Below are 20,798 nucleotides of genomic sequence, written 5' to 3'. Positions count from 1 at the left end.
ACGTGTTTGTTCCCATTCCTCTCTGGCAAGCGCCTTGTTTTTCACCTGTCCACTTGCAGCAGGGCAAAATAGTCTTTGAGTAGCTAGATTCCCCCTTTAGAGTTGGGGAAAAGCAGTTAAGACTACGCTTTTTTCTGAGGCTGGCTCGATGCATCCTGGAAGTTGTTAACTTGATATGATTATTAATTTAAATGTAGTTGTGACAACATTTAAACATAAATTAAGTAATTAGAAAAACTTTTGATCCCATCTAAAATCCAGGAGGTCTGGTAGTTTTAGATACTATTGATAAAGTTTAACTGGAGTTGAACCCGACCTTGGCTTGCTGGTGTTTGCTAGACATTCACTCTTTAGATTAGTGTCCTCGAATACGAATAACTGTGCGCTTTGATATAGTTACGCTTTTTCCTGACTGTTTTAACTCTGTTCTCAATTCTGGGCTGCTAGGTAAAGCCTTAGCCAAACAGATTGCCGAAGTGCATCTGATTAATCCACGGGACTTTACCACTGATAAACACCGAAAGGTAGACGATGAACCCTACGGCGGCGGCGTTGGGATGCTAATGAAGCCAGAACCTATTTTTACCGCTGTGGAGTCGCTGCCGATTCTACCCCGAAGAGAAGTAATTTTGATGAGTCCACAGGGTCAAACAATTAATCAACCTCTTTTGAAAGAATTGGCGACAAATTATGACCAGTTAGTAGTTATTTGCGGGCATTACGAAGGAGTGGATGAGAGAGTGCTGCATTTGGTAACTCGTGAAGTATCTTTAGGCGATTTTATTCTGACCGGTGGAGAAATTCCAGCTATGGCCTTAATTAATGGTGTAGTGCGGCTAATACCAGGGACTGTGGCCAAAACGGAGTCCCTGACAGCAGAAAGTTTTGAAGAGGGGTTATTGGATTATCCCCAATATACTCGTCCTGCGAATTTTCGCGGTTTGAAAGTGCCAGATGTCTTGCTCAGTGGAAATCACGCCGCGATCGCTCGATGGCGTTACGAACAACAAATTCAAAGAACCCGCGATCGTCGCCCCGATCTCCTAGAGAAATTGCAGGAAGGGGAGCAGGGGGGCAGGGAAGCAAGGGAGTAGAGGAGTAGGGAAGCAGAGGAGCAGGGGAGTGAGAGAGTGAGGGAGTGAGGAGACAAGGGGACAAGGGGACAAGCAGATAAACAAAACTCCTAACTCCTAACTCAGCACGGGCTAAACGCCCCGCTTCCGCTAACAGCACTCAGCACTCCCAATGCCCAATGACAAATGACAAATCACAAATCACAAATCACAACTGAACAAATGACTAAAATTCGTATTGGTAATGGCTACGATATTCATCAACTAGTGAGCGATCGCCCTTTGATTTTAGGTGGAATTCAAATTCCTCATGAACTGGGTTTATTGGGACACAGTGATGCTGATGTGTTAACGCACGCGATTATGGATGCCATGCTTGGGGCATTATCCTTGGGGGATATTGGTTATTATTTTCCGCCTAGCGATCCCCAATGGGCGGGAGCAAATAGTTTAGTACTATTAACTCAAGTACATCAATTGATTCGCGATCGAGGTTGGCAAATCGGAAATATTGACTCGGTGGTAGTAGCAGAACGTCCAAAATTAAAACCACATATTCACAACATGCGCGACAAACTAGCGGCAGTTTTAGAATTAGAACCAAATCAAATTGGCATTAAAGCTACTACTAACGAAAAATTAGGCCCTGTTGGACGTGAAGAAGGTATATGTGCTTATGCTGTCGTCTTGCTAGGTGCTTCAGAATAACTTTCTTTTAGCCTTTAATAAAGATATTCAAGACTGATTAGGATGGAAATAGATTAGTAATTATGAACTTTTTTAGAAAAATATTTTTGGCAATTAAACATTTATGGTTGCCAATAATTTTTACTTCAGCCATAACACTTACAGTTACTGCCTGCAACCCAGCTAATTTCAAAAGCCCTGCGGCTCAAGTACCACAATTGGTCAGTAGTATTCTCAGCGATCCTAAAACTTTTAACTACCCTTTGAGTCAAGAGTTTCCCAATGTTTTTCCTCTAATTTACGAGGGGTTAATCACCCAAAATCCAATCACTGCAAAAATCGAACCAGCATTAGCTGAATCCTGGCAAATTTCTGATGATAAATTAAAGATTGTTTTTACTCTACGCGAAAGCTTGAAATGGTCTGATGGTCAGCCACTAACAGTAGATGATGTAGTGTTTACCTACAATGATATTTACTTAAACGAAGCAATTCCTACTGATGTGAGAGATGGTTTGAGAATTGGTGAGAGTAGGAAGCTACCTACTGTGCGAAAAGTGGATGAACGTCGGGTTGAGTTTATCGTACCGGAACCCTTTAGACCTTTTCTACTAAGTACAGGTTCGCCAATTTTGCCCGCACACATATTGCAACAATCGGTAAAAACCAAAGACCAAAATGGGAGTCCGATTTTTCTGACAAAATGGGGTGTTGATACTCCTCCGAACGAAATTATTGTCAACGGCCCTTACAAAATAGAGCGCTATGACACGAGCCAGCGTGTGGTCTTCCGGCGCAATCCCTACTACTGGCGCAAGGATGCTCAAGGTAATTCCCAGCCTTATATTGAACGAGTAATTTGGCAAATTGTAGAATCAACAGATACCTCCTTGCTGCAATTTCGTTCTGGCGGGTTAGATACTGTAGGAGTATCGCCAGATTATTTTTCTTTGCTAAAAGTGCAAGAAAAGCAGGGTAATTTCACAATTTATAATGGTGGGCCAACATCGAGTACATCGTTTGTTTGGTTCAATCTCAATAAAGGTAAAAGGGACGGAAAACCACTAGTAGATCCAGTTAAATCTCGGTGGTTCAATAATGTAGAATTTCGGCAAGCTATAGCTTATGCAATTGACCGCCAAACGATGATTAATAACACTTTTCGCGGCTTAGGCGTGCCACAAGATTCACCGATTTCTGTACAAAGCCCTTATTATCTTTCCCCGAAAGAAGGGTTAAAAGTTTACGATTATAATCAGCAAAAAGCGAAGGAATTACTGCTAAAAGCAGGATTTAAGTACAACAACAATCAGTTAGTAGACGATCGCGGAAATCGTGTCCGTTTCTCTTTGCTTACCAATGCTGGAAATAAAATCCGTGAGGCAATGGGATCGCAGATTAAACAAGACTTGAGCAAAATCGGTATTCAAGTTGATTTCACTCCATTGGCATGGAATACTTTTACTGATAAAACTTCTAACTCGTTAGATTGGGAAGCTTCTTTGATGGGTTTGACTGGTGGATTAGAACCGAATGACGGTGCTAATGTCTGGGCACCTGAAGGCGGATTGCACATGTTTAATCAGAAACCCCAAGCAGGACAAAAACCTATTCAGGGTTGGGAGATTGCTCCTTGGGAAGCAGAAATAGGGAATCTTTACATTCAAGCTGCAAGAGAATTGGACGAAGCTAAAGTGAAAGCGATTTATGCCGAAACACAGCGGATTACTCAGGAAAATTTACCTTTTATTTACCTGGTTAATCCTTATTCAATGTCAGCGGTGCGTAATCGTTTTGAAGGAATTAAATTCTCTGCTCTGGGTGGCGCATTCTGGAATATTGAACAAATTAAAGTAACAGATTAGTCATTAGTCATTAGTCAATAGTCATTAGTTAGTAATTAGTGGTATCTAACAACTGACAACTGACAACTGACAACTGACAACTGATAAGTAACAAAGGACAAATGACCAATGACAAATGACAAAACTTTGCGATCGCTCCTAGAATCGGTTGCCAATGGTAAAGTTACGCCAGATACGGCATTAGACTCACTCAAAGACTTAACTTATGAATCTGTAGGTGAATTTGCCAAAATTGATCACCATCGCCAACTCAGAACTGGTTTCCCAGAGGTGATTTGGGGCCCTGGTAAAACTCCCGATCAAATTGCTCAAATTATCGAGGTGATGCGCCTCCGTAATCCTGTAGTCATGGCAACCCGCATTGAACCAGCAGTTTATACCACACTGCAATCAAAAGTTAACGGTTTGCGATATTATGAATCGGCGCGAATTTGTGCGATCGCTCCCCCTACCATCGAACCACAATTTCAGGGTGAAATTGGCATTCTTTCTGCTGGTACCGCCGATTTACCCGTTGCTGAAGAAGCGGCTGTCACTGCTGAACTTTCTGGTTTTAAGGTACAGCGCCTCTGGGATGTTGGTGTTGCTGGGATTCACCGCTTATTAAGTAACCGCCACCTGATTGAGTCAGCATCAGTGTTGATTGTCGTGGCGGGGATGGAAGGCGCTTTACCTAGCGTTGTTGCGGGTTTAGCGAGTTGTCCGGTGATTGCCGTACCCACCAGCATTGGTTATGGCGCAAGTTTTGGTGGTTTAGCACCACTATTGACAATGCTTAACTCTTGTGCTGCGGGAGTAGGCGTAGTAAATATCGATAATGGTTTTGGTGCAGCAGTGTTGGCGGGACAGATTTTGCGGACTGCCGAGAAATTGCGGTTGGCATCGGCTGCATCTTGAGTTAAGACATTGAAGTTACATCCAATATTTCAGTAAATATCAGTAATTAATATGAAGAAGGGGAAAGGGGAAAGGTGAAAGGGGAAAGGGAACCCCATACTTCAAAGCAGGGGTTTTAAATAAAGACGCTGATTTTTCTCTCTAAGAGAAGCCAAGGGCAACGCACTACGTGTCTCAAAATCTTCTTTTTTGTTCAACCTATTTAAAAATAGGGGCTTTGTACCTTGTGGGGAAAAGTTCTTTATTCCTGCCCTTTCCCCCTTTCCCTTTCCCCTTTTCCCCTTCTTGGTAAATAATAAACTGATGCTGAAATTTGCCACCCCTAACTTCTTAATCACCAAAGATGAGCAATTACAGCGATTTGACATCTCAGTTACTTTGGCATTTGCCTGTAAATTTGACAGCATTAGCACAAACAATCACCGATCCAAACGTTATGGGTCAGATGCAAAAAGCTTGGAGCCACTTTATACAAACAGGTCAAGTCTGGGCATTGTTGATTGGTTTAGTCATTGGCTATATGATTCGGAATCTAACTAGCTACGGTTAAAGTAATTTTAGATTTTAGATTTTGGATTTTAGATTGATGATTAATCTAAAATCCAAAATTGATGCCCACTTCCCTCATATTTATGACCAAAGAAGAAACTTGGAGCCAGCGGTTTGAATCAGCGTTACATCCAGCGATCGCTCGTTTTAATGCCAGTATAAGTTTTGATATTGAATTAATCGAATATGACCTCACTGGTTCTCAAGCTCATGCCAAAATGCTTGCTCACACGGGCATTATCTCCCCAGAAGAAGGAGAGCAACTGGTTGCCGGTTTAGAACAAATTCGCCAAGAGTACCGCCAGGGAAAATTTCAGCCTGGTATCGATGCTGAAGATGTACATTTTGCAGTTGAACGCCGACTGACAGAAATTGTTGGCGATGTAGGTAAGAAGGTGCATACAGCGCGATCGCGTAATGACCAAGTTGGTACTGATACCAGACTCTACCTCCGCGACCAAATCCAACAAATCAAAAGCGAATTGCGAGAATTTCAAGGTGTTTTGCTGGATATAGCCGAAAAGCACGTTGAAACCCTGATTCCTGGTTATACCCACCTCCAACGTGCCCAACCCGTGAGTTTAGCTCATCACCTCTTGGCATACTTTCAAATGGCCCAACGTGACTGGGAACGTTTAGGAGATGTTTCTCGCCGCGTGAATATTTCACCTTTGGGATGTGGTGCTTTAGCGGGAACAACTTTCCCCATTGACCGCCACTACACAGCCAAACTCTTGAATTTTGACGATATTTATGCTAATAGCCTCGATGGAGTGAGCGATCGCGATTTTGCGATCGAATTTTTGTGTGCTGCTAGCTTGATTATGGTTCACCTCAGCCGCCTTGCAGAAGAAGTCATTCTTTGGTCATCTGAAGAATTTCGCTTTGTCACCCTCAAAGATAGCTGTGCTACGGGTTCCAGCATCATGCCCCAAAAGAAAAACCCCGATGTCCCAGAATTGGTGCGGGGGAAAACAGGACGTGTATTCGGTCATCTCCAGGCGATGTTAGTGATTATGAAGGGGCTACCTCTGGCATATAACAAAGACTTACAAGAAGATAAAGAAGGTTTATTTGATAGCGTTAACACAGTCAAAGCCTCTCTAGAAGCAATGACGATTTTGCTCAGGGAAGGCTTAGAATTTCGTACCCAGCGGTTAGCATCAGCTGTGGCGGAGGATTTTTCTAATGCCACCGATGTAGCAGATTATTTGGCAGCACGGGGCGTTCCTTTTCGGGAAGCTTATAACCTTGTGGGTAAGGTGGTAAAAACTAGTATTGCCGCAGGCAAACTCCTAAAAGATTTGAAATTGGAAGAGTGGCAACAACTACACCCAGCATTTGCAGCAGATATTTATGAGGCTATTTCCCCCCGTCAAGTTGTTGCTGCGCGTAACAGTTACGGTGGCACTGGTTTTGCACAGGTAAACAAAGCACTCACAGCCGCCCGTGCTCAAATTGCTCAATAGAGGCATTGGGGAAGGTGAGGTCTCCTCTGGGGATAAGGGGTAATGGGGACTGGAAAGCAGGGGAGCAGGGGAGCAAGGGAGAATTATTGAACAAGTCTCTCCTTTGTCTCTTTTCCATGCCCAATGCCCAATGCCCAGTGCCCCATGCCCAATGCCCAATGCACAAAAATAAATAAGGGCGTACAAATAAATGTGCGCCCTAAAAGGTAAATAACCCAAACAATAAGGATTTAGGCAGGCAACTTATTCAGTGTCAGCTGCTGCTGCGCCTTCTTCTTCCTCACTCTTTGGTGGTCTTTGTTGGAACCTTCTCTGCATTCTTCCTGTCGTAGTCCGTTTACGAAACTTTCTGGCATACGCCTGGTTACGTAGCGCCTTTTCTTTTTTCGGGTTACGGCGCTTGGCCATGTTCACCTCTATTAATAAACAACAAAAAAGTAGCAACTAGGCATCACGTAGGCAATATTAGCTACCAATGTTATTGATATAATTTTAGCCTAGTGCAGCAATGAATACGCTTTAAACAGTGTACTAGTCTATCGCATTATATCTAAGTTTGTCAATAAAATTCTGAATTATCCTCGCCAGTAAGATGAAAAATATCTTTTCTGAGATTTCAATCTGTCAACTGATTGTAAATTAGCTCATTAGTTGTTGTTTTTGAAACTAACCAATATTATCAAAAAATAATTCAGGAGTGGGTTATAAAAACTCAAGAAGCATAGGTAAGTTTAAGCATAGAGTATAATTTTTGATTTAGTGGTCTTTAATTAATTGTAGGTTTTAAATCCTACTTAAGTGCCTATTATAAATTCAGAATTCCGAATTTGGAATTTTGACTTATTATTTATATTATTTTTTTGTTTCAGCAATACTAATGCTATAGCAGTCCTAAATCAATTGTGAAAACTTCTCTTTCTTTTCTTGGCGCTCTTGGCGTCTTCTCTACGAGACGCTTTGAGTTGGCAAAAGCCTATCGTAGAGAAAGCGGTTCGTTAATTTTCACAACTCAAATAGGATTGCTATAGCTATAAACTGCAAATTTACCTGCTTCAAGAAATATCATGTATATATAAATACAGTGCTTCTCATTAAACTTGATGTTAGAATTGATAATATTCTACGTAAATCGTGAGAATAAAATCTCAATCCACAAACATTTTTGTATAAAACAAAACTCAATAAAATTTTTATTAGTTGAGCTTATGTAAGTGGTAGGGAACTATAGAATACAACACAAAACTTTGAAGATTGAACGTTATTGCTTTTTTTCCGGCAGCTGTAGAGTCCACACGTAGCTTATGGCGTCTTGGACAAACAGTATTGGGTATAATATTTCGTCATCCCATTACTGGCACTAGTATCATCCCAATTTTACCCGATGGTCGGATTGTACTGATCCGACGGCGCGACAATGGTCTTTGGTCATTGCCTGGAGGGATTGTAGATTGGGGAGAAGATATTCCCAATACAGTGCGCCGGGAATTAATGGAGGAAACCGGGCTAGAATTGGTGAAAATTAACCGTTTAGTAGGAGTTTACTCTGCACCAGACCGCGATCCCAGAATTCATTCAATTTGTATTGTGGTTGAAGCCGAGGTGCATGGGACAATGGAGATTCAAGACACTTTAGAAGTTATGGAAATCCAAGCTTTCTCTCCCAGTTTACTACCTTCAGGAAAGATGTCTCACGACCATACTCGGCAGTTGCAAGACTACTTGAATGGCTTGACAACACTGGCTTAATAATATTTTGTCATTTGTCATTTGTCATTGGTTATTTGCCACCAAAGTTATATTTAAGGAATCCTTTCTTCTCTACGAGAGGCTTCCCCAAGGAGACGCTAAACGAATCGCACCACACCTTTGTGTTTGTAATTTAACTAATGACTAATGACTAATGACTAATCACTATTTATTATGATGCTAAAAGTTAACTACTAAATAAAATGGATACACTATTCCGTAACTCCCGGAGAAAGCTCTCTCAAGGGCTATTATTCTGGCGTGAAGTCGGTGAAAAAACTCCTATAATTTTTTTACATGGTGCTTGGAATGAGAGCAGTCAATGGTTATCTGTGATGGAATCTCTTGCACAAGATTTTCATTGTTTTGCACTCGATTTATTAGGATTTGGTGAATCAGAAAATCCTAATATCCATCATTCGATAGATTTACAAGTTGAGTGTTTAGCTGAATTTTTGCAAGCTGTGAAGCTAGAAAAAGTATATTTAGTGGGGCATTCTCTTGGGGGTTGGATTGCTGCTAGCTATGCTTTAAAGTATCCAGAGAAAGTTGATGGTGTGGTACTGCTAGCACCAGAGGGCGTAGAGATAGCAGGGCAAGAAGAGTATTGCCAGAAGATGCGGCGATTATTGAATTATCCACCACTAATAGTTAAATTTTTGCGATCGCTAACTCCCTTGACTAAAATCCTGGGTTGGCATGAAAAAATTGCACAAGACTTGCAGTTGCGTCAATCGCTATTGCCGTATCCTATAGGTTGCCAGTTACTTTTCAAACGGCGACAAGTAGAAATTGAGGCGGAATTACTGCAAAAGCAGCTTTATATGATCGATGTCCCAGCTTTGATTTTACAAGGTGGGCAAGATACACCAGATGCTTTAGCCAGAAGCCGTGTTTATGCTCAACTGATACCGAAAGTCGAGTTGAAAATGATTGCCCATGCCGGAAATGACTTGCCAGAAGCTTGTGCTGAGGTTGTGGCAAGCGAAATTCGGGAGTTTATTCAAGGTATTTTAAAAAGTCATAATTTCAATGAATTAAACTAGCTCATTCTGTGCTATCACCCATTACTATTTCGCGCATTCCCCAAAAAATCAAATTTGCTTCCACAACTAAACGTTCTACAATTTCAGGATATAAAGCTTGCAAATAGTTAATTAATAAAGTGCGATCGCCCCCTTTAATCGCAATTTTTCCATCAGGAAATAAATCCCACCACGCATTAATAAAATCTTTGATTCCAGCTAATACTGTGTAAATTACTCCGCTTTTAATTGCTTCTTGAGTATTGAGAGCAAAACGTGCTGGTAGAGACGGAAAATTTTGCATTTCTACTAATGGTAATTGTCCTGTTTGTTGACCGAGAGTTGCAAATTGCAAACCTAATCCCGGCAAAATTGCACCTCCAACTAGATACTCATTAGTATCCACAGCCGTGAAAGTTAACGCTGTCCCAGCATCAATTACCAACATCGGAAAACCCCAAGTTTTCGCCGCACCCCATAAAGCTAAAGCGCGGTCAATTCCCAATGTGGGATACACGCCTTTGAGTGGTATTTGCTCTAAGGTAATAACGCGAACGTTTGGGTAAGTTTGCCAAATAGCAGTTTGGCTGGGAACTACCGAGGCAAGGAGAAGAGGGCACGGAGGCAGAGAGACAAAAGCGCAAAGGGGTGGAGTATTTGTGAGAAAATTACTTTGTTGATGGCTTGGAGAAATTGCCGATAATAAATCATTTAGGGTTTGACATTCAGCTAGATGTCGGATGACAGACTCAGAAAAATAGTCGGTATCCCAAGCTGAGTAAAGTGTCTCGCCAATAAACAATGCCCAATGCAGCCGCGAATTACCAATTTCTAAGGCTAGCCAAATTTCCTCTCTGTGGCTCTGTGGTTTCACACTTTTAACTTTTTTAAGTCAACTATAGATTTTTTAATAAAAATTAACATTAAAGCCGTGTAACAATAAAAGAAGAGGAAGAAATACTCATTGTGTCAAGGAGGGAGTTATGGTAGCACTCACCGAAAAAACTGAAAAACGGCTCACCATACAGACTGTAGAGATTGCTCAAGAGACTACGGCTATTCGCTCTTTGGATTGGGATCGCGATCGCTTCGATATTGAGTTTGGTCTGCAAAACGGTACTACTTATAACTCGTTTCTCATTCGCGGGGAGCAGACTGCCTTAGTTGATACCTCCCATGAAAAGTTTCGTCAACTATACTTTGATACGCTTACTGGACTAATTAATCCAACAGAGATTGATTATTTAATTATCAGCCACACCGAGCCAGACCATAGCGGTTTAGTTAAAGATTTGCTGCAAATGGCTCCAGAAATAACCGTTGTCGGTTCTAAAGTGGCGATTCAGTTTCTTGAGGATTTGGTACATCAGCCATTTAAACGGCGGATTGTGAAAAATGGCGATCGCTTAGATTTGGGCAATGGTCATGAATTTGAATTCGTGATTGCTCCAAATTTACATTGGCCGGATACCATTTTCAGCTTCGACCACAAAACCAAAACTCTCTACACCTGCGATGCTTTTGGGCTGCACTATTGCTCAGATAGCACCTTTGATGAAGACTTAGCAGCGATCGAAGAAGACTTTCATTACTACTACGATTGCTTGATGGGGCCGAATGCCCGATCGGTTCTTTCTGCCCTGAAGCGGATGGCGGAACTGAAAACCATCGACACGATCGCTACAGGGCACGGGCCATTATTATCTCACAATGTTGAAGAACTAGTTGGACGTTACCGCACTTGGAGCCAAAGCCAAACCAAGGCAGAAACAACAATTGGGATATTTTACGTTTCTGAATACGGATATAGCGATCGCCTCGCGCAAGCAATTGCCAACGGTATCAGTAAAACTGGTGTCGCCGTGGAAATTGTCGATTTGGGATCTGAAGTCGATTTACAAGAACTGCGAGAACTAGTTAGCCGTTGTGCTGGACTAATCGTTGGATTACCTCCGGCTTCTGGTGCTGCGAATATCCAAGCTGCACTCAGCACAGTTTTAGGATCTGTCAAAGAAAAGCAAGCTATCGGCGTATTTGAAACCGGTGGTGGCGATGATGAGCCAATAGATCCTTTGGTGAGTAAGTTCCGTAATTTGGGTTTGACAACAGTTTTTCCACCAATTCGGATTAAACAAACACCCACAGAAAATACCTACAAGTTGTGTGAAGAAGCAGGTACAGACTTAGCTCAATGGGTAACACGCGATCGCAACATCAAAGCGATGAAATCCCTTGGTGCTGACTTAGATAAAGCACTAGGTAGACTTAGCGGCGGGTTATATATTATTACTGCGAAAAAAGGCGATGTATCCAGTGCCATGCTAGCCTCTTGGGTTGCTCAAGCTAGCTTCAAACCATTGGGATTCTCCATTGCAGTCGCCAAAGATCGGGCAATTGAATCACTCATGCAAGTAGGCGATCGCTTTGTTCTCAACGTTTTAGAAGAAGGCAATTTCCAACCATTAATGAAACACTTTTTGAAACGGTTCGCCCCTGGCGCAGATCGTTTTGAAGGTGTGAGAACTCAGCCAGCCGAAAATGGTGCGCCTATCCTCAACGATGCCCTCGCCTACATGGAGTGCGAAGTCATCAGCAGAATGGACTGCGGCGACCATTGGGCAGTATATAGCACAGTCTACGCCGGAGGGGTTTCTAAGCCAGATGCTTTGACTGCTGTGCATCACCGTAAAGTTGGCAACCACTATTAATTTTGGATTTTGGATTTTGGAATTTAGATTAATAATCCAAAATCCATAACCACTCAATAAAGCATTTGTTTAGTATACCCATGCCTACTTAATATCCAGAATTTGGATCTTTAATTAACAATCCAAAATCTAAAATCTAAAATCTAAAATTGTTTTACCTATGTCAAAAAATAAACCCCGTGACGTTCAAGTTTTTCCGATTGCTACAGATACAAGAGTACTGCGATCGCGCAGTTGGTCAAGGCTGAGATTTGAAATTGAATATGCTCTTGCTAAGGGTACAACTGCTAATTCTTATTTAATCGAAAGTGAGAAAACCGCGATAATCGATCCTCCAGGGGAAACCTTTACGCAAATTTATTTAGAAGCTTTGCAGCAACGTTTCCATCTTGAAGATTTAGATTATGTAATTTTGGGACACGTAAATCCTAACCGTGTTGCAACTTTAAAAGCTTTGTTAGAAATTGCCCCGCAAATCACCTTTGTGTGTTCTAATCCAGGAGCGAGAAATTTACGTGCGGCGCTGGAAAATTCAGATTTGCAAATTCTTGTGATGCGCGGCGAAGAAACTCTAGATTTGGGTAATGGGCATAATTTACAATTTATTCCCACTCCTAATCCTCGCTATGCAGATCAACTTTGTACCTACGACCCGCAAACAGAAATTCTCTACACAAATAAGTTATTTGGGGCGCACGTTTGTGGAGATCAGGTATTTGATGAAGGTTGGGAAGTATATAACGAGGATCGGCGCTATTATTTTGATTGCCTGATGGCTCCCCACGCTCGTCAAGTTGAAACAGCGCTGGAGAAATTAGCTGATTTCCCCGTGCGAATGTATGCCACTGGACACGGCCCTCTGGTACGCTATGGCTTAATCGACCTGACCAAAGCTTATCGAGAATGGAGTCAACAGCAAACTTCTGCTGACTTGACAGTAGCGTTGATTTATGCATCAGCTTATGGAAATACAGCCACATTAGCCCAAGCGATCGCTCGTGGCATTACAAAAGCTGGCGTTGCCGTAGAATCGATTAACTGCGAGTTTACTGAACCAGAAGAAATCCGGGCGGCTGTGGAAAAAGCCGGTGGTTTCATCATCGGTTCTCCTACTCTCGGTGGTCATGCACCGACACCTGTACAAACAGCTTTAGGAATTGTCCTATCCACCGCCACTAACAATAAACTCGCTGGTGCTTTTGGTTCCTTTGGCTGGAGTGGAGAAGCGGTTGATTTAATTGAAAGTAAATTAAAAGATGCTGGCTATCGATTTGGTTTTGATACAATCCGCGTCAAATTCAAACCCGACGATGCTACCTTACAATTGTGTGAAGAAGCTGGAACCGACTTTGCCCAAGCACTCAAAAAAGCTAGAAAAGTGCGATCGCCAAGTCAACCTGCAACAAATGTAGAACAAGCAGTTGGTCGGATTGTCGGTTCTCTTTGCGTTCTCACAGCCAAAGAAGGCGATCGCTCCAGTGCCATGTTAGCTTCTTGGGTGTCTCAAGCTAGCTTTAGTCCACCTGGTTTAACCATCGCCGTCGCCAAAGACCGCGCAGTAGAAACACTGACCCATACAGGAAACAAATTTGTCCTGAATATTCTTAAAGAAGGGAATCACTTGGGATTGATGAAGCACTTCCTCAAACCTTTTGGCCCAGGACAAGACCGATTTACTGATGTCGCCGCCGAAGAAGCTGAAAGCGGTTCTCCCATACTTACGGATGCTCTAGCATATCTCGAATGTTCCGTACAAAACCGAATGGAATCTGGCGACCACTGGCTAGTTTATGCGACAGTTGAGAGTGGCAAATTGCTAGATACAGATGGCGTTACAGCTGTGCATCATCGCAAGTCAGCAACTCATTATTAATTCAGCGTTTTGGATTTTGGATGAATTGATGAATTATTTAAAATCTAAAATCCAAAACAGTAATTTTAATCTCGCAAAATTACTGTTTGTAATAAATAAGAGATTGTTTTATTTGTTGCATCTTTTTGATAACTTTTGAATTGCCATTAGCCATGACTATAATCTCCCAATTGTGCTGAATGTTGAGTTTCTTTTTTAAAATTGTTGTTAGCTCTAAATCAGCATCACTAGACTCTAGTCGAAGGAAGCTTGAGTGGCGAACAATTCCCAGAACAAAAAAAGGTATATTCGAGAAGTGATTCATAACTTTTTGCACTAAGAAAGCTTTTTTAACTTGAGGACATTGGGATATCAAAGTGCAAATTTTGCGTATTTCAGTTTTTTCTAATCCGTGCTGACAGAAAGTGTCTTGATGACTCACAGCAGAACGTTCCTTCTTAGCTTTGCTCAATTGCTCATTAAAAGCATCTAGCCTATCCCGATAATAGTTATATTTTTTTACTTCACCACGTTGCCAAAACAATTCACACAGAATTTGTAGACAATGATTTGTTAAACTAACATCTTGGCTTAAAGCCGTTTCTAGGTGCTGTACTCCATCCAAATTATCTTGTTTGAGCAAAATCTGTCCTAGCAAGTAATGTACGCTCACATTATCCGAATCCACGATCAATAACTGATATAGCCTTTGCATAGCTAATTCTTCTTTGTTTACTTCTAAATTCAAATTAGCTAACTTCCAGATATCTTCTAAACTTAAATTATCCTGAGTTTCCTTTTCTTCCAAGATTTTGATTTCTTGCAAAACTTCTTGTACAACTGCATAACGTTGTCTCCAGTAACTCTCTATTTGCTGTTTCCAAACCTTATCTAAATCAAGGGTAAATTCTTGCAATGCCTGTTTACCCAATAGCACTTCTGCGGCATTTTCTTGAAGCACAAAACACTGTGAAAGAAGTTTCTGAGAAACTGAAGTAAAACCTAGTATTTTCAAACGTTCATTCAGACAAGGATGGGTATCTATATTATTGGTTTTGCGAGCTAAAGCTTGTTTAATAAACTTATAACTTTCCTGTAAGTTATTGGGTTGGAATAAAGCTGTTAGTAGTTTGGTGTATGCATCAGCAGGTGGTTGTGGTTTATGTTCTACCTGCTGGTATAGATTAGGCCAAAAAGTATGTAATGCAAATCCACCTGTTAACTGCATTTTAATAAGTGACACAGCACAAGTTTTAGATCCTGCTAACTTAAGAGCGCACTTGTCAGCATCATACTCATTAATTCGAGCAAGTACAAACGAATAAGCATTAAAAAACGGAATGTACCATTTAACAAAAGGTGTAATGAAGATAGAGGGATGTCCTTCATTGACTTGCTGCATGTGTTTAACAGTATCTGCTAAAGTTTGTCGCAACAAATAAATCCATCTATCAAATTGAGAATGATTTCCTGACAAATGTGCTAATTCATGAATCAAAACAGCCTTTAATTCATCGCACGATAGAGATGCCATTAAAGGAAGCCCCAAAATAAGATAATTATCATACCAACCAAATATCCCTAGTCTAGGAGCTTGTATAACAGAAGCATTAAATTCCGCCGTCAGTAAAACTTTCTTTAAGGAAGTAACTTTGACTTTGATTTGTAATTCATCAATCAAGCTAAATAGTTTTGGAAACTGGGAGCAACTTAGACATTTTCCATAAATTGGCGAACTATTTCTCAACAGAGCTGGTAGAGTTCCTATAGCAAACTGAACTCCAGGAAAACTAATAATAATTACATAAAACCATGCCCAAATATTGAAAGGCTGCTTGAGTATCACCAACCCAAGTACTAAAATTGCTGGTGATAGTAAAAAGACAAGCATAAACAGTAGATATCCATAACCCAGAAGGGCGAACAGAGCTACTTGTAATCTATATAAATTGGGATGCTTTCGAGCAAATATCTCTGTACGCTCAATCAAACTATCGAACTGAGCTGTATTCCAAAGCATTTTAGACGACTCCCTGTTAAACAAATTTCTTTGTTTAGAATTCCCTAAATCGGATACGATCTGGTCATGGAGTTCGAGTGGGATAAATCAAAAGTAGTCGCAAATTTGAAGAAGCACGGTATCAGCCTTGAAGAAGCCGAAACTGTATTTCAGCAATTCTCTGGCAGTCATCTTTGATGATGAAGTACACTCTATAAATTATTATTGGCTAACAACCCCGTTGCATCAAGCGATCGCAAGCGGCGCATTTTTTGATGTAGTTTGTCACGAAAAATATGACATGAGCGCCTAATGCACCGCTAGATAATATAATCTGTGGCTATTTGCTAAAGCTGTAAATTTGTTGCGTCTCCAAGCGATCGCTAATTGAAGAAGGCAGTGTACCATCCGCGAATGTCTGCCGATCTAGTTGGACTTGTAAATTACTCAAAGGATCGCAACCAGAAGAAATTAGAAATTCTAGTTTCTGGATGTAAGGCACGATTGCTAGGTTATCCAGAATTTGGAAGATTGCCTGTATGTAAGGATGACCACTCTGCTGATACCAATCACAGCTAGCAACTTTTGCCTGATCGAAACCCAAGTGTACTGTTAAAGATGGCTCGTCAAATATAGCGATCGCCAAGGGACGCGCTTCTTCCTGTAACAATAGATCGTTACTTCTGGCTAAGTGTCGCAGTTTTTCTAAGCGTTCATAACGTTCCGTCACAGCTTCCGGGTCATCTTGCCAGTGGATTGCCACTGTCACCAGATAAGTTTGTAACAGCATGTGACCCAGCTTTTTCGCCTTTGTCGCCAGATAATAGGAATTGTAGTCGTTTGCCTCAATTAACAATGGCACGCGATCGACTACTTCCAGCCCATAACCCTTGACACCTGCAATTTTGCGGGGATTATTGGTGATCAGACGAATCTTTTTAATGCCCAAATCCATGAGCATTTGTGCCCCCATACCGTAGTCTCGCAAGTCAGCAGGAAATCCCAAACGCTCATTTGCTTCTACTGTATCTAGTCCCATATCCTGCAAAGAGTAGGCTTTGAGTTTGTTAATCAAGCCGATTCCCCGCCCTTCTTGACGCAGGTATACAACTACACCTTGACCAGCAGACTCAATCATTTTCAGTGCAGCTACAAGCTGCATCCGACAGTCGCAGCGTAAAGAACCCAAAGCGTCACCAGTTAAACATTCTGAGTGCATCCGCACCATCACTGGCTCATCTTTGAAATTAGCTGGATCGCCCTTGACAATTGCAACGTGTTCTGTATTATCCAGAGTATGGCGATAGGCGTAAATTTCAAACTGACCGAATTGACTAGGCAGTTTGGTAATTACCTCACGATACACTAGGCGATCGTGCTGTAGGCGATAGCTGATTAAATCCGCAATGCTAATAATTTTTAAATTGTGACGTTTTGCGTATTCAACTAACTGCTGCAACCGCGCCATTGAACCATCGGAGTTTTGAATTTCACAAATTACACCCGCCGGGTATAGCCCTGCTAATCTCGCTAAGTCAACAGCCGCTTCCGTATGTCCTGCGCGTTTGAGTACGCCTCCAGCTTTAGCCCGAATCGGAAAAATATGACCAGGACGACGCAAATCGGTAGGTTTTGTGGCTGGATTGAGAGTAACCTGGATAGTGCGGGCGCGGTCTTCTGCTGAAATGCCTGTAGTGACACCTAATTCTGGTCCGGCATCAATACTGACAGTAAAAGCAGTTTGGTTAGTATCTGTAATGTTGCTTACCATCAAGGGTAAGTCTAGCTCGTCTAAGCGATCGCCTGTCATTGCCAAACAAATGAGTCCTCTTGCTTCCACCGCCATAAAATTAATCATGTCGGGTGTAGCAAATTGGGCAGCACAAATTAAGTCGCCTTCATTTTCTCTATTTTCATCATCTACCACTACAATGACGCGACCAGCTTTTAGGTCTGCTAAAGCGGCATCAATCGAATCAAATTTAAAAGCTTGGGTAGGATTAGGCTGTGACACAGAAGATTTCCAGCTATAAACGTAAATTTTTTTAACAATTTCTTCTTTTAGATTGTAGCTCCTTTATAAGGCAGAGAAGTAGACTAGCAATGATTTGATAACGGAGCAAAAATTTTTGCCATTAAAAATGGCGATAAAGTGCAGCGACAGTAAAGTACGAAGGAGATGAGGAAGCATAATAATCATTTGTTTGCTCCCCCATCTTCTAAAGAACAAAGTAGAGGGGTTTAAGACCTTTTGTGCGCTGCGCGTCTGGTCGCTGATATTGTTGATAGCTGAGAACGAATTAACCATTCATGGGATAAGGATTTGGGATCATGGGCAAATTTAGACGCGTACCCGTTGGGATTGTTGGCGCGTCGGGCTATGGTGGAGTGCAGTTAGTACGACTACTGATGGATCACCCAGAAGTCGAAATGGTTTATTTAGGAGGTGAGACTAGTATTGGGAAATCCTTTGGGGATCTCTACCCGCATCTGGCTCATGCAACTAACCTGCTAATAGAGGCAGTAGAACCAGAAATAATTGCTCACCGCTGTGAAGTAGTTTTCCTGTCTTTACCAAATGGTCTGGCTTGCCAAATCGCACCCAAACTTTTGGAAAAAGGATGTAAAGTACTAGATTTGAGTGCAGACTATCGGTTTAGTGATTTGACAACTTATACCAATTGGTATGGTACAGAGAGAAGCGATCGCACAATCGCAGCCACAGCAGTTTATGGATTACCAGAACTTTATCGCGATCGCATTGCCGAAGCTCAACTTATTGGCTGTCCCGGTTCCTATGCCACTGCTAGTCTTCTTGCACTTTCGCCACTTTTAAAGCAAGGCTTAATCAGACCAGAAACAGCTATTATCGATGCCAAGTCTGGCACATCTAGCAGCGGACGGCAGGCTCAAACCAACTTATTACTAGCTGAAGCCGACAACTCCATAACAGCTTTTAATGTTGCTCGTCACCGTCATACCCCAGAAATTGAGCAAATTTGCAGTGACTTAGCTGGTCACGAACTTATGATTCAATTTACACCGCACCTTATCCCAATGGTACGCGGTATTTTGGCAACAGTATATGCCACAATGAGCGACCCTGGTCTAGTACGAGATGATTTAATCACAATTTTCTCAGCCTTCTACCGCAACTCTCCTTGGGTAAAAGTCTGCGGTAGCGGCGTTTACCCTCAAACCAAGTGGGCTAACGGCAGCAATCTTTGTTACATCGGTGTAGAAGTTGACCCACGCACGGGTCGCGTAATTGTCATGTCAGCAATTGACAATCTAATTAAAGGACAGGCGGGCCAAGCTATTCAGTGTCTGAACCTGATGATGGGCTGGGATGAAACCTTGGGGTTGCCCAAGTTGGGGTTTTATCCTTGATTAGGGGAAAGGGAAAGGGAAAAGGGGACAGAGGACAGGGGACAGAAAATACCTATTCCCTGTAACCTGTAACCTATTCCCTATTCCCTACTTCGGCCCTAACCCCACAGCACCAGCATAAACGGCGCGATCGCCTAGTTCATCTTCAATTCGCAGCAAGCGATTATATTTTGCTACGCGTTCGCTGCGACACAGGGAACCTGTTTTAATTTGACCGGCACGGGTGGCTACAGCTAAATCAGCGATCGTTGTATCTTCTGTTTCACCGGAACGATGGCTAATTACTGAACGGATACTGTTGCGAGTTGCCAAATCAATTGTTTCCAAGGTTTCGGTGAGAGAACCAATTTGATTGAGTTTAATCAAAATGGCATTAGCGGCTTTTTCTTGGATGCCTCTTTGCAAGCGCGTAGCATTCGTTACAAACAAGTCATCCCCTACCAACTGCACCCGCGAACCTAACTTCTGGGTCAGTAATTGCCAACTTTGCCAATCTTCTTCGTGTAAGCCATCCTCAATTGACACAATTGGGTATTGGTCAACTAGTTGTCCTAAATAATCAATAAATTCAGCTGGGGCGTGAGGTTTACCATCGTAAACATACTGACCATTCTTGTAAAACTCGCTAGCCGCCACATCCAGCGCCAAAGCTACTTGTTCGCCTGGCTTGTAACCAGCTTTCTGAATGGCAGCAACCAGCAATTCCAAAGCCACCTGATTAGATTCTAGGTTAGGAGCAAAGCCACCTTCATCACCCACACCAGTAAGCAAACCTTTTTCATCTAATACTTGACTGAGAGTAGCAAACACCTCTGCACCCCAGCGCAATGCTTCTCGGAAGGAAGTTGCACCAATTGGGACAATCATAAACTCTTGAAAATCCACGTTGTTTGATGCGTGTGCGCCACCGTTAATCACGTTCATCAACGGTACTGGGAGCAAATTCGCTAAAGGGCCACCCAAATAGCGATATAGAGGAATTTCTAGAGACTCAGCACCAGCTTTAGCAGCTGCTAAGGAAACCCCCAAAATTGCATTAGCCCCCAAATTGGATTTGTTAGTAGAACCATCGATCGCAATCATTGTGCGGTCTAGCAGTTCTTGATTTAGGACATCCAAGCCTAACAATTGTGGTGCAAATGCTTCTTTGACGTTTTGTACTGCCTTGAGTACGCCTTTGCCCCCATAACGGCTTTTATCGCCATCACGCAGTTCGTGAGCCTCAAAACTGCCAGTAGAAGCACCACTAGGAACTTGCGCCAATCCGACAACACCGTTAGCTAAATGCACTTCGGCTTCAATTGTCGGTCTACCGCGTGAATCAAGAATTTCACGAGCTGCGATCGCCTCAATGGCAGTATCTAGAAATTTACTCATCTGTACTTTATCCTTTATTCGAGTGTGTTACGCATCCAGTCCAGTTGCCTAACCCAATCGCTAGCATAGGTGGTTAAGAGACTTTCTCGGCTGAGATTAAAGAAGATTTCCATTATAGGGATAGGGAGCAATGCCCAGAATGGGTAATTGTTTATTCTGTC

At 42.1% G+C, this 20,798-nt stretch carries 17 protein-coding genes; 12 read left to right on the top strand and 5 right to left on the bottom strand.

The annotated features are described in order from the left end of the window. Positions 1-380 precede the first annotated feature (380 nt). The 6 genes from trmD to argH all read left to right on the top strand — a co-directional run bounded on the left by trmD (position 381) and on the right by argH (position 6,540). The gene (gene trmD, locus ACR5KR_RS20345) at positions 381-1,094 is read left to right on the top strand and encodes a tRNA (guanosine(37)-N1)-methyltransferase TrmD (RefSeq protein WP_448267788.1); all 714 of its coding nucleotides are present in this window, start codon (positions 381-383) and stop codon (positions 1,092-1,094) included. A 201-nt stretch (positions 1,095-1,295) separates the two neighbouring features. After that, positions 1,296-1,781 carry a 2-C-methyl-D-erythritol 2,4-cyclodiphosphate synthase gene (gene ispF / locus ACR5KR_RS20340; protein ID WP_445632060.1) on the top strand — a complete coding sequence of 162 codons (486 nt, stop codon included), beginning with the start codon at positions 1,296-1,298 and terminating at the stop codon, positions 1,779-1,781. Positions 1,782-1,843: 62 nt separating this feature from the next. Further along, complete coding sequence (locus tag ACR5KR_RS20335; RefSeq protein ID WP_448267787.1) at positions 1,844-3,625, top strand: ABC transporter substrate-binding protein; 1,782 nt, start codon at positions 1,844-1,846, stop codon at positions 3,623-3,625. A 108-nt stretch (positions 3,626-3,733) separates the two neighbouring features. Continuing rightward, on the top strand, positions 3,734-4,522 hold the full coding sequence (gene larB, locus ACR5KR_RS20330; protein ID WP_448267786.1) for a nickel pincer cofactor biosynthesis protein LarB: 789 nt from the start codon (positions 3,734-3,736) through the stop codon (positions 4,520-4,522). Between the two features lie 343 nt (positions 4,523-4,865). Continuing rightward, complete coding sequence (locus ACR5KR_RS20325) at positions 4,866-5,072, top strand: hypothetical protein (protein WP_094348493.1); 207 nt, start codon at positions 4,866-4,868, stop codon at positions 5,070-5,072. Between the two features lie 82 nt (positions 5,073-5,154). Continuing rightward, complete coding sequence (argH, locus tag ACR5KR_RS20320; protein WP_448267784.1) at positions 5,155-6,540, top strand: argininosuccinate lyase; 1,386 nt, start codon at positions 5,155-5,157, stop codon at positions 6,538-6,540. Positions 6,541-6,783: 243 nt separating this feature from the next. On the opposite strand, the gene ACR5KR_RS20315 is transcribed toward argH, so the two are convergent. Next, complete coding sequence (locus ACR5KR_RS20315; RefSeq protein WP_167407613.1) at positions 6,784-6,948, bottom strand: hypothetical protein; 165 nt, start codon at positions 6,946-6,948, stop codon at positions 6,784-6,786. 843 nt (positions 6,949-7,791) lie between these two features. Here ACR5KR_RS20315 and ACR5KR_RS20310 point away from each other — a divergent pair. Both ACR5KR_RS20310 and ACR5KR_RS20305 read left to right on the top strand, forming a co-directional pair. Next, positions 7,792-8,286, top strand: a complete 495-nt coding sequence (locus ACR5KR_RS20310; RefSeq protein ID WP_335004540.1) for an NUDIX hydrolase — start codon at positions 7,792-7,794, stop codon at positions 8,284-8,286. A gap of 203 nt (positions 8,287-8,489) precedes the next feature. Then, positions 8,490-9,332, top strand: a complete 843-nt coding sequence (locus tag ACR5KR_RS20305; protein WP_445630759.1) for an alpha/beta fold hydrolase — start codon at positions 8,490-8,492, stop codon at positions 9,330-9,332. A gap of 1 nt (position 9,333) precedes the next feature. Here the strand turns inward: ACR5KR_RS20305 and ACR5KR_RS20300 are convergent, their stop codons facing one another. Then, positions 9,334-10,185, bottom strand: coding sequence for a pantothenate kinase (locus ACR5KR_RS20300; protein ID WP_448267781.1), 852 nt, complete (start codon positions 10,183-10,185; stop codon positions 9,334-9,336). Positions 10,186-10,294: 109 nt separating this feature from the next. Between ACR5KR_RS20300 and ACR5KR_RS20295 the strand changes: the two genes are divergently transcribed. After that, positions 10,295-12,019 (top strand): diflavin flavoprotein, encoded by a 1,725-nt coding sequence (locus ACR5KR_RS20295; RefSeq protein WP_448267780.1) that lies wholly within the window; start codon positions 10,295-10,297, stop codon positions 12,017-12,019. 160 nt (positions 12,020-12,179) lie between these two features. Beyond that, on the top strand, positions 12,180-13,892 hold the full coding sequence (locus ACR5KR_RS20290) for a diflavin flavoprotein (protein WP_448267778.1): 1,713 nt from the start codon (positions 12,180-12,182) through the stop codon (positions 13,890-13,892). 79 nt (positions 13,893-13,971) lie between these two features. Here ACR5KR_RS20290 and ACR5KR_RS20285 read toward each other — a convergent pair whose 3' ends face one another. Continuing rightward, complete coding sequence (locus tag ACR5KR_RS20285) at positions 13,972-15,891, bottom strand: M48 family metalloprotease (protein ID WP_448267777.1); 1,920 nt, start codon at positions 15,889-15,891, stop codon at positions 13,972-13,974. 127 nt (positions 15,892-16,018) lie between these two features. Between ACR5KR_RS20285 and ACR5KR_RS20280 the strand changes: the two genes are divergently transcribed. Next, positions 16,019-16,183 (top strand): hypothetical protein, encoded by a 165-nt coding sequence (locus tag ACR5KR_RS20280; protein WP_448267776.1) that lies wholly within the window; start codon positions 16,019-16,021, stop codon positions 16,181-16,183. Positions 16,184-16,210: 27 nt separating this feature from the next. Here the strand turns inward: ACR5KR_RS20280 and ribBA are convergent, their stop codons facing one another. Further along, positions 16,211-17,884 (bottom strand): bifunctional 3,4-dihydroxy-2-butanone-4-phosphate synthase/GTP cyclohydrolase II, encoded by a 1,674-nt coding sequence (gene ribBA / locus ACR5KR_RS20275; RefSeq protein ID WP_448267775.1) that lies wholly within the window; start codon positions 17,882-17,884, stop codon positions 16,211-16,213. 317 nt (positions 17,885-18,201) lie between these two features. On the opposite strand from ribBA, the gene argC reads away from it, so the two are divergent. Further along, positions 18,202-19,260: an N-acetyl-gamma-glutamyl-phosphate reductase gene (gene argC / locus ACR5KR_RS20270; RefSeq protein ID WP_445630771.1), complete on the top strand. Its 1,059-nt coding sequence runs from the start codon at positions 18,202-18,204 to the stop codon at positions 19,258-19,260. Between the two features lie 87 nt (positions 19,261-19,347). Here the strand turns inward: argC and eno are convergent, their stop codons facing one another. After that, positions 19,348-20,637: a phosphopyruvate hydratase gene (gene eno, locus ACR5KR_RS20265; RefSeq protein WP_445630772.1), complete on the bottom strand. Its 1,290-nt coding sequence runs from the start codon at positions 20,635-20,637 to the stop codon at positions 19,348-19,350. Between the last annotated feature and the right edge of the window lie 161 nt (positions 20,638-20,798).

The sequence above is a fragment of the Nostoc sp. DSM 114159 genome (genome assembly GCF_053470285.1).
This window is presented reverse-complemented; position numbering and strand designations above follow the sequence as displayed.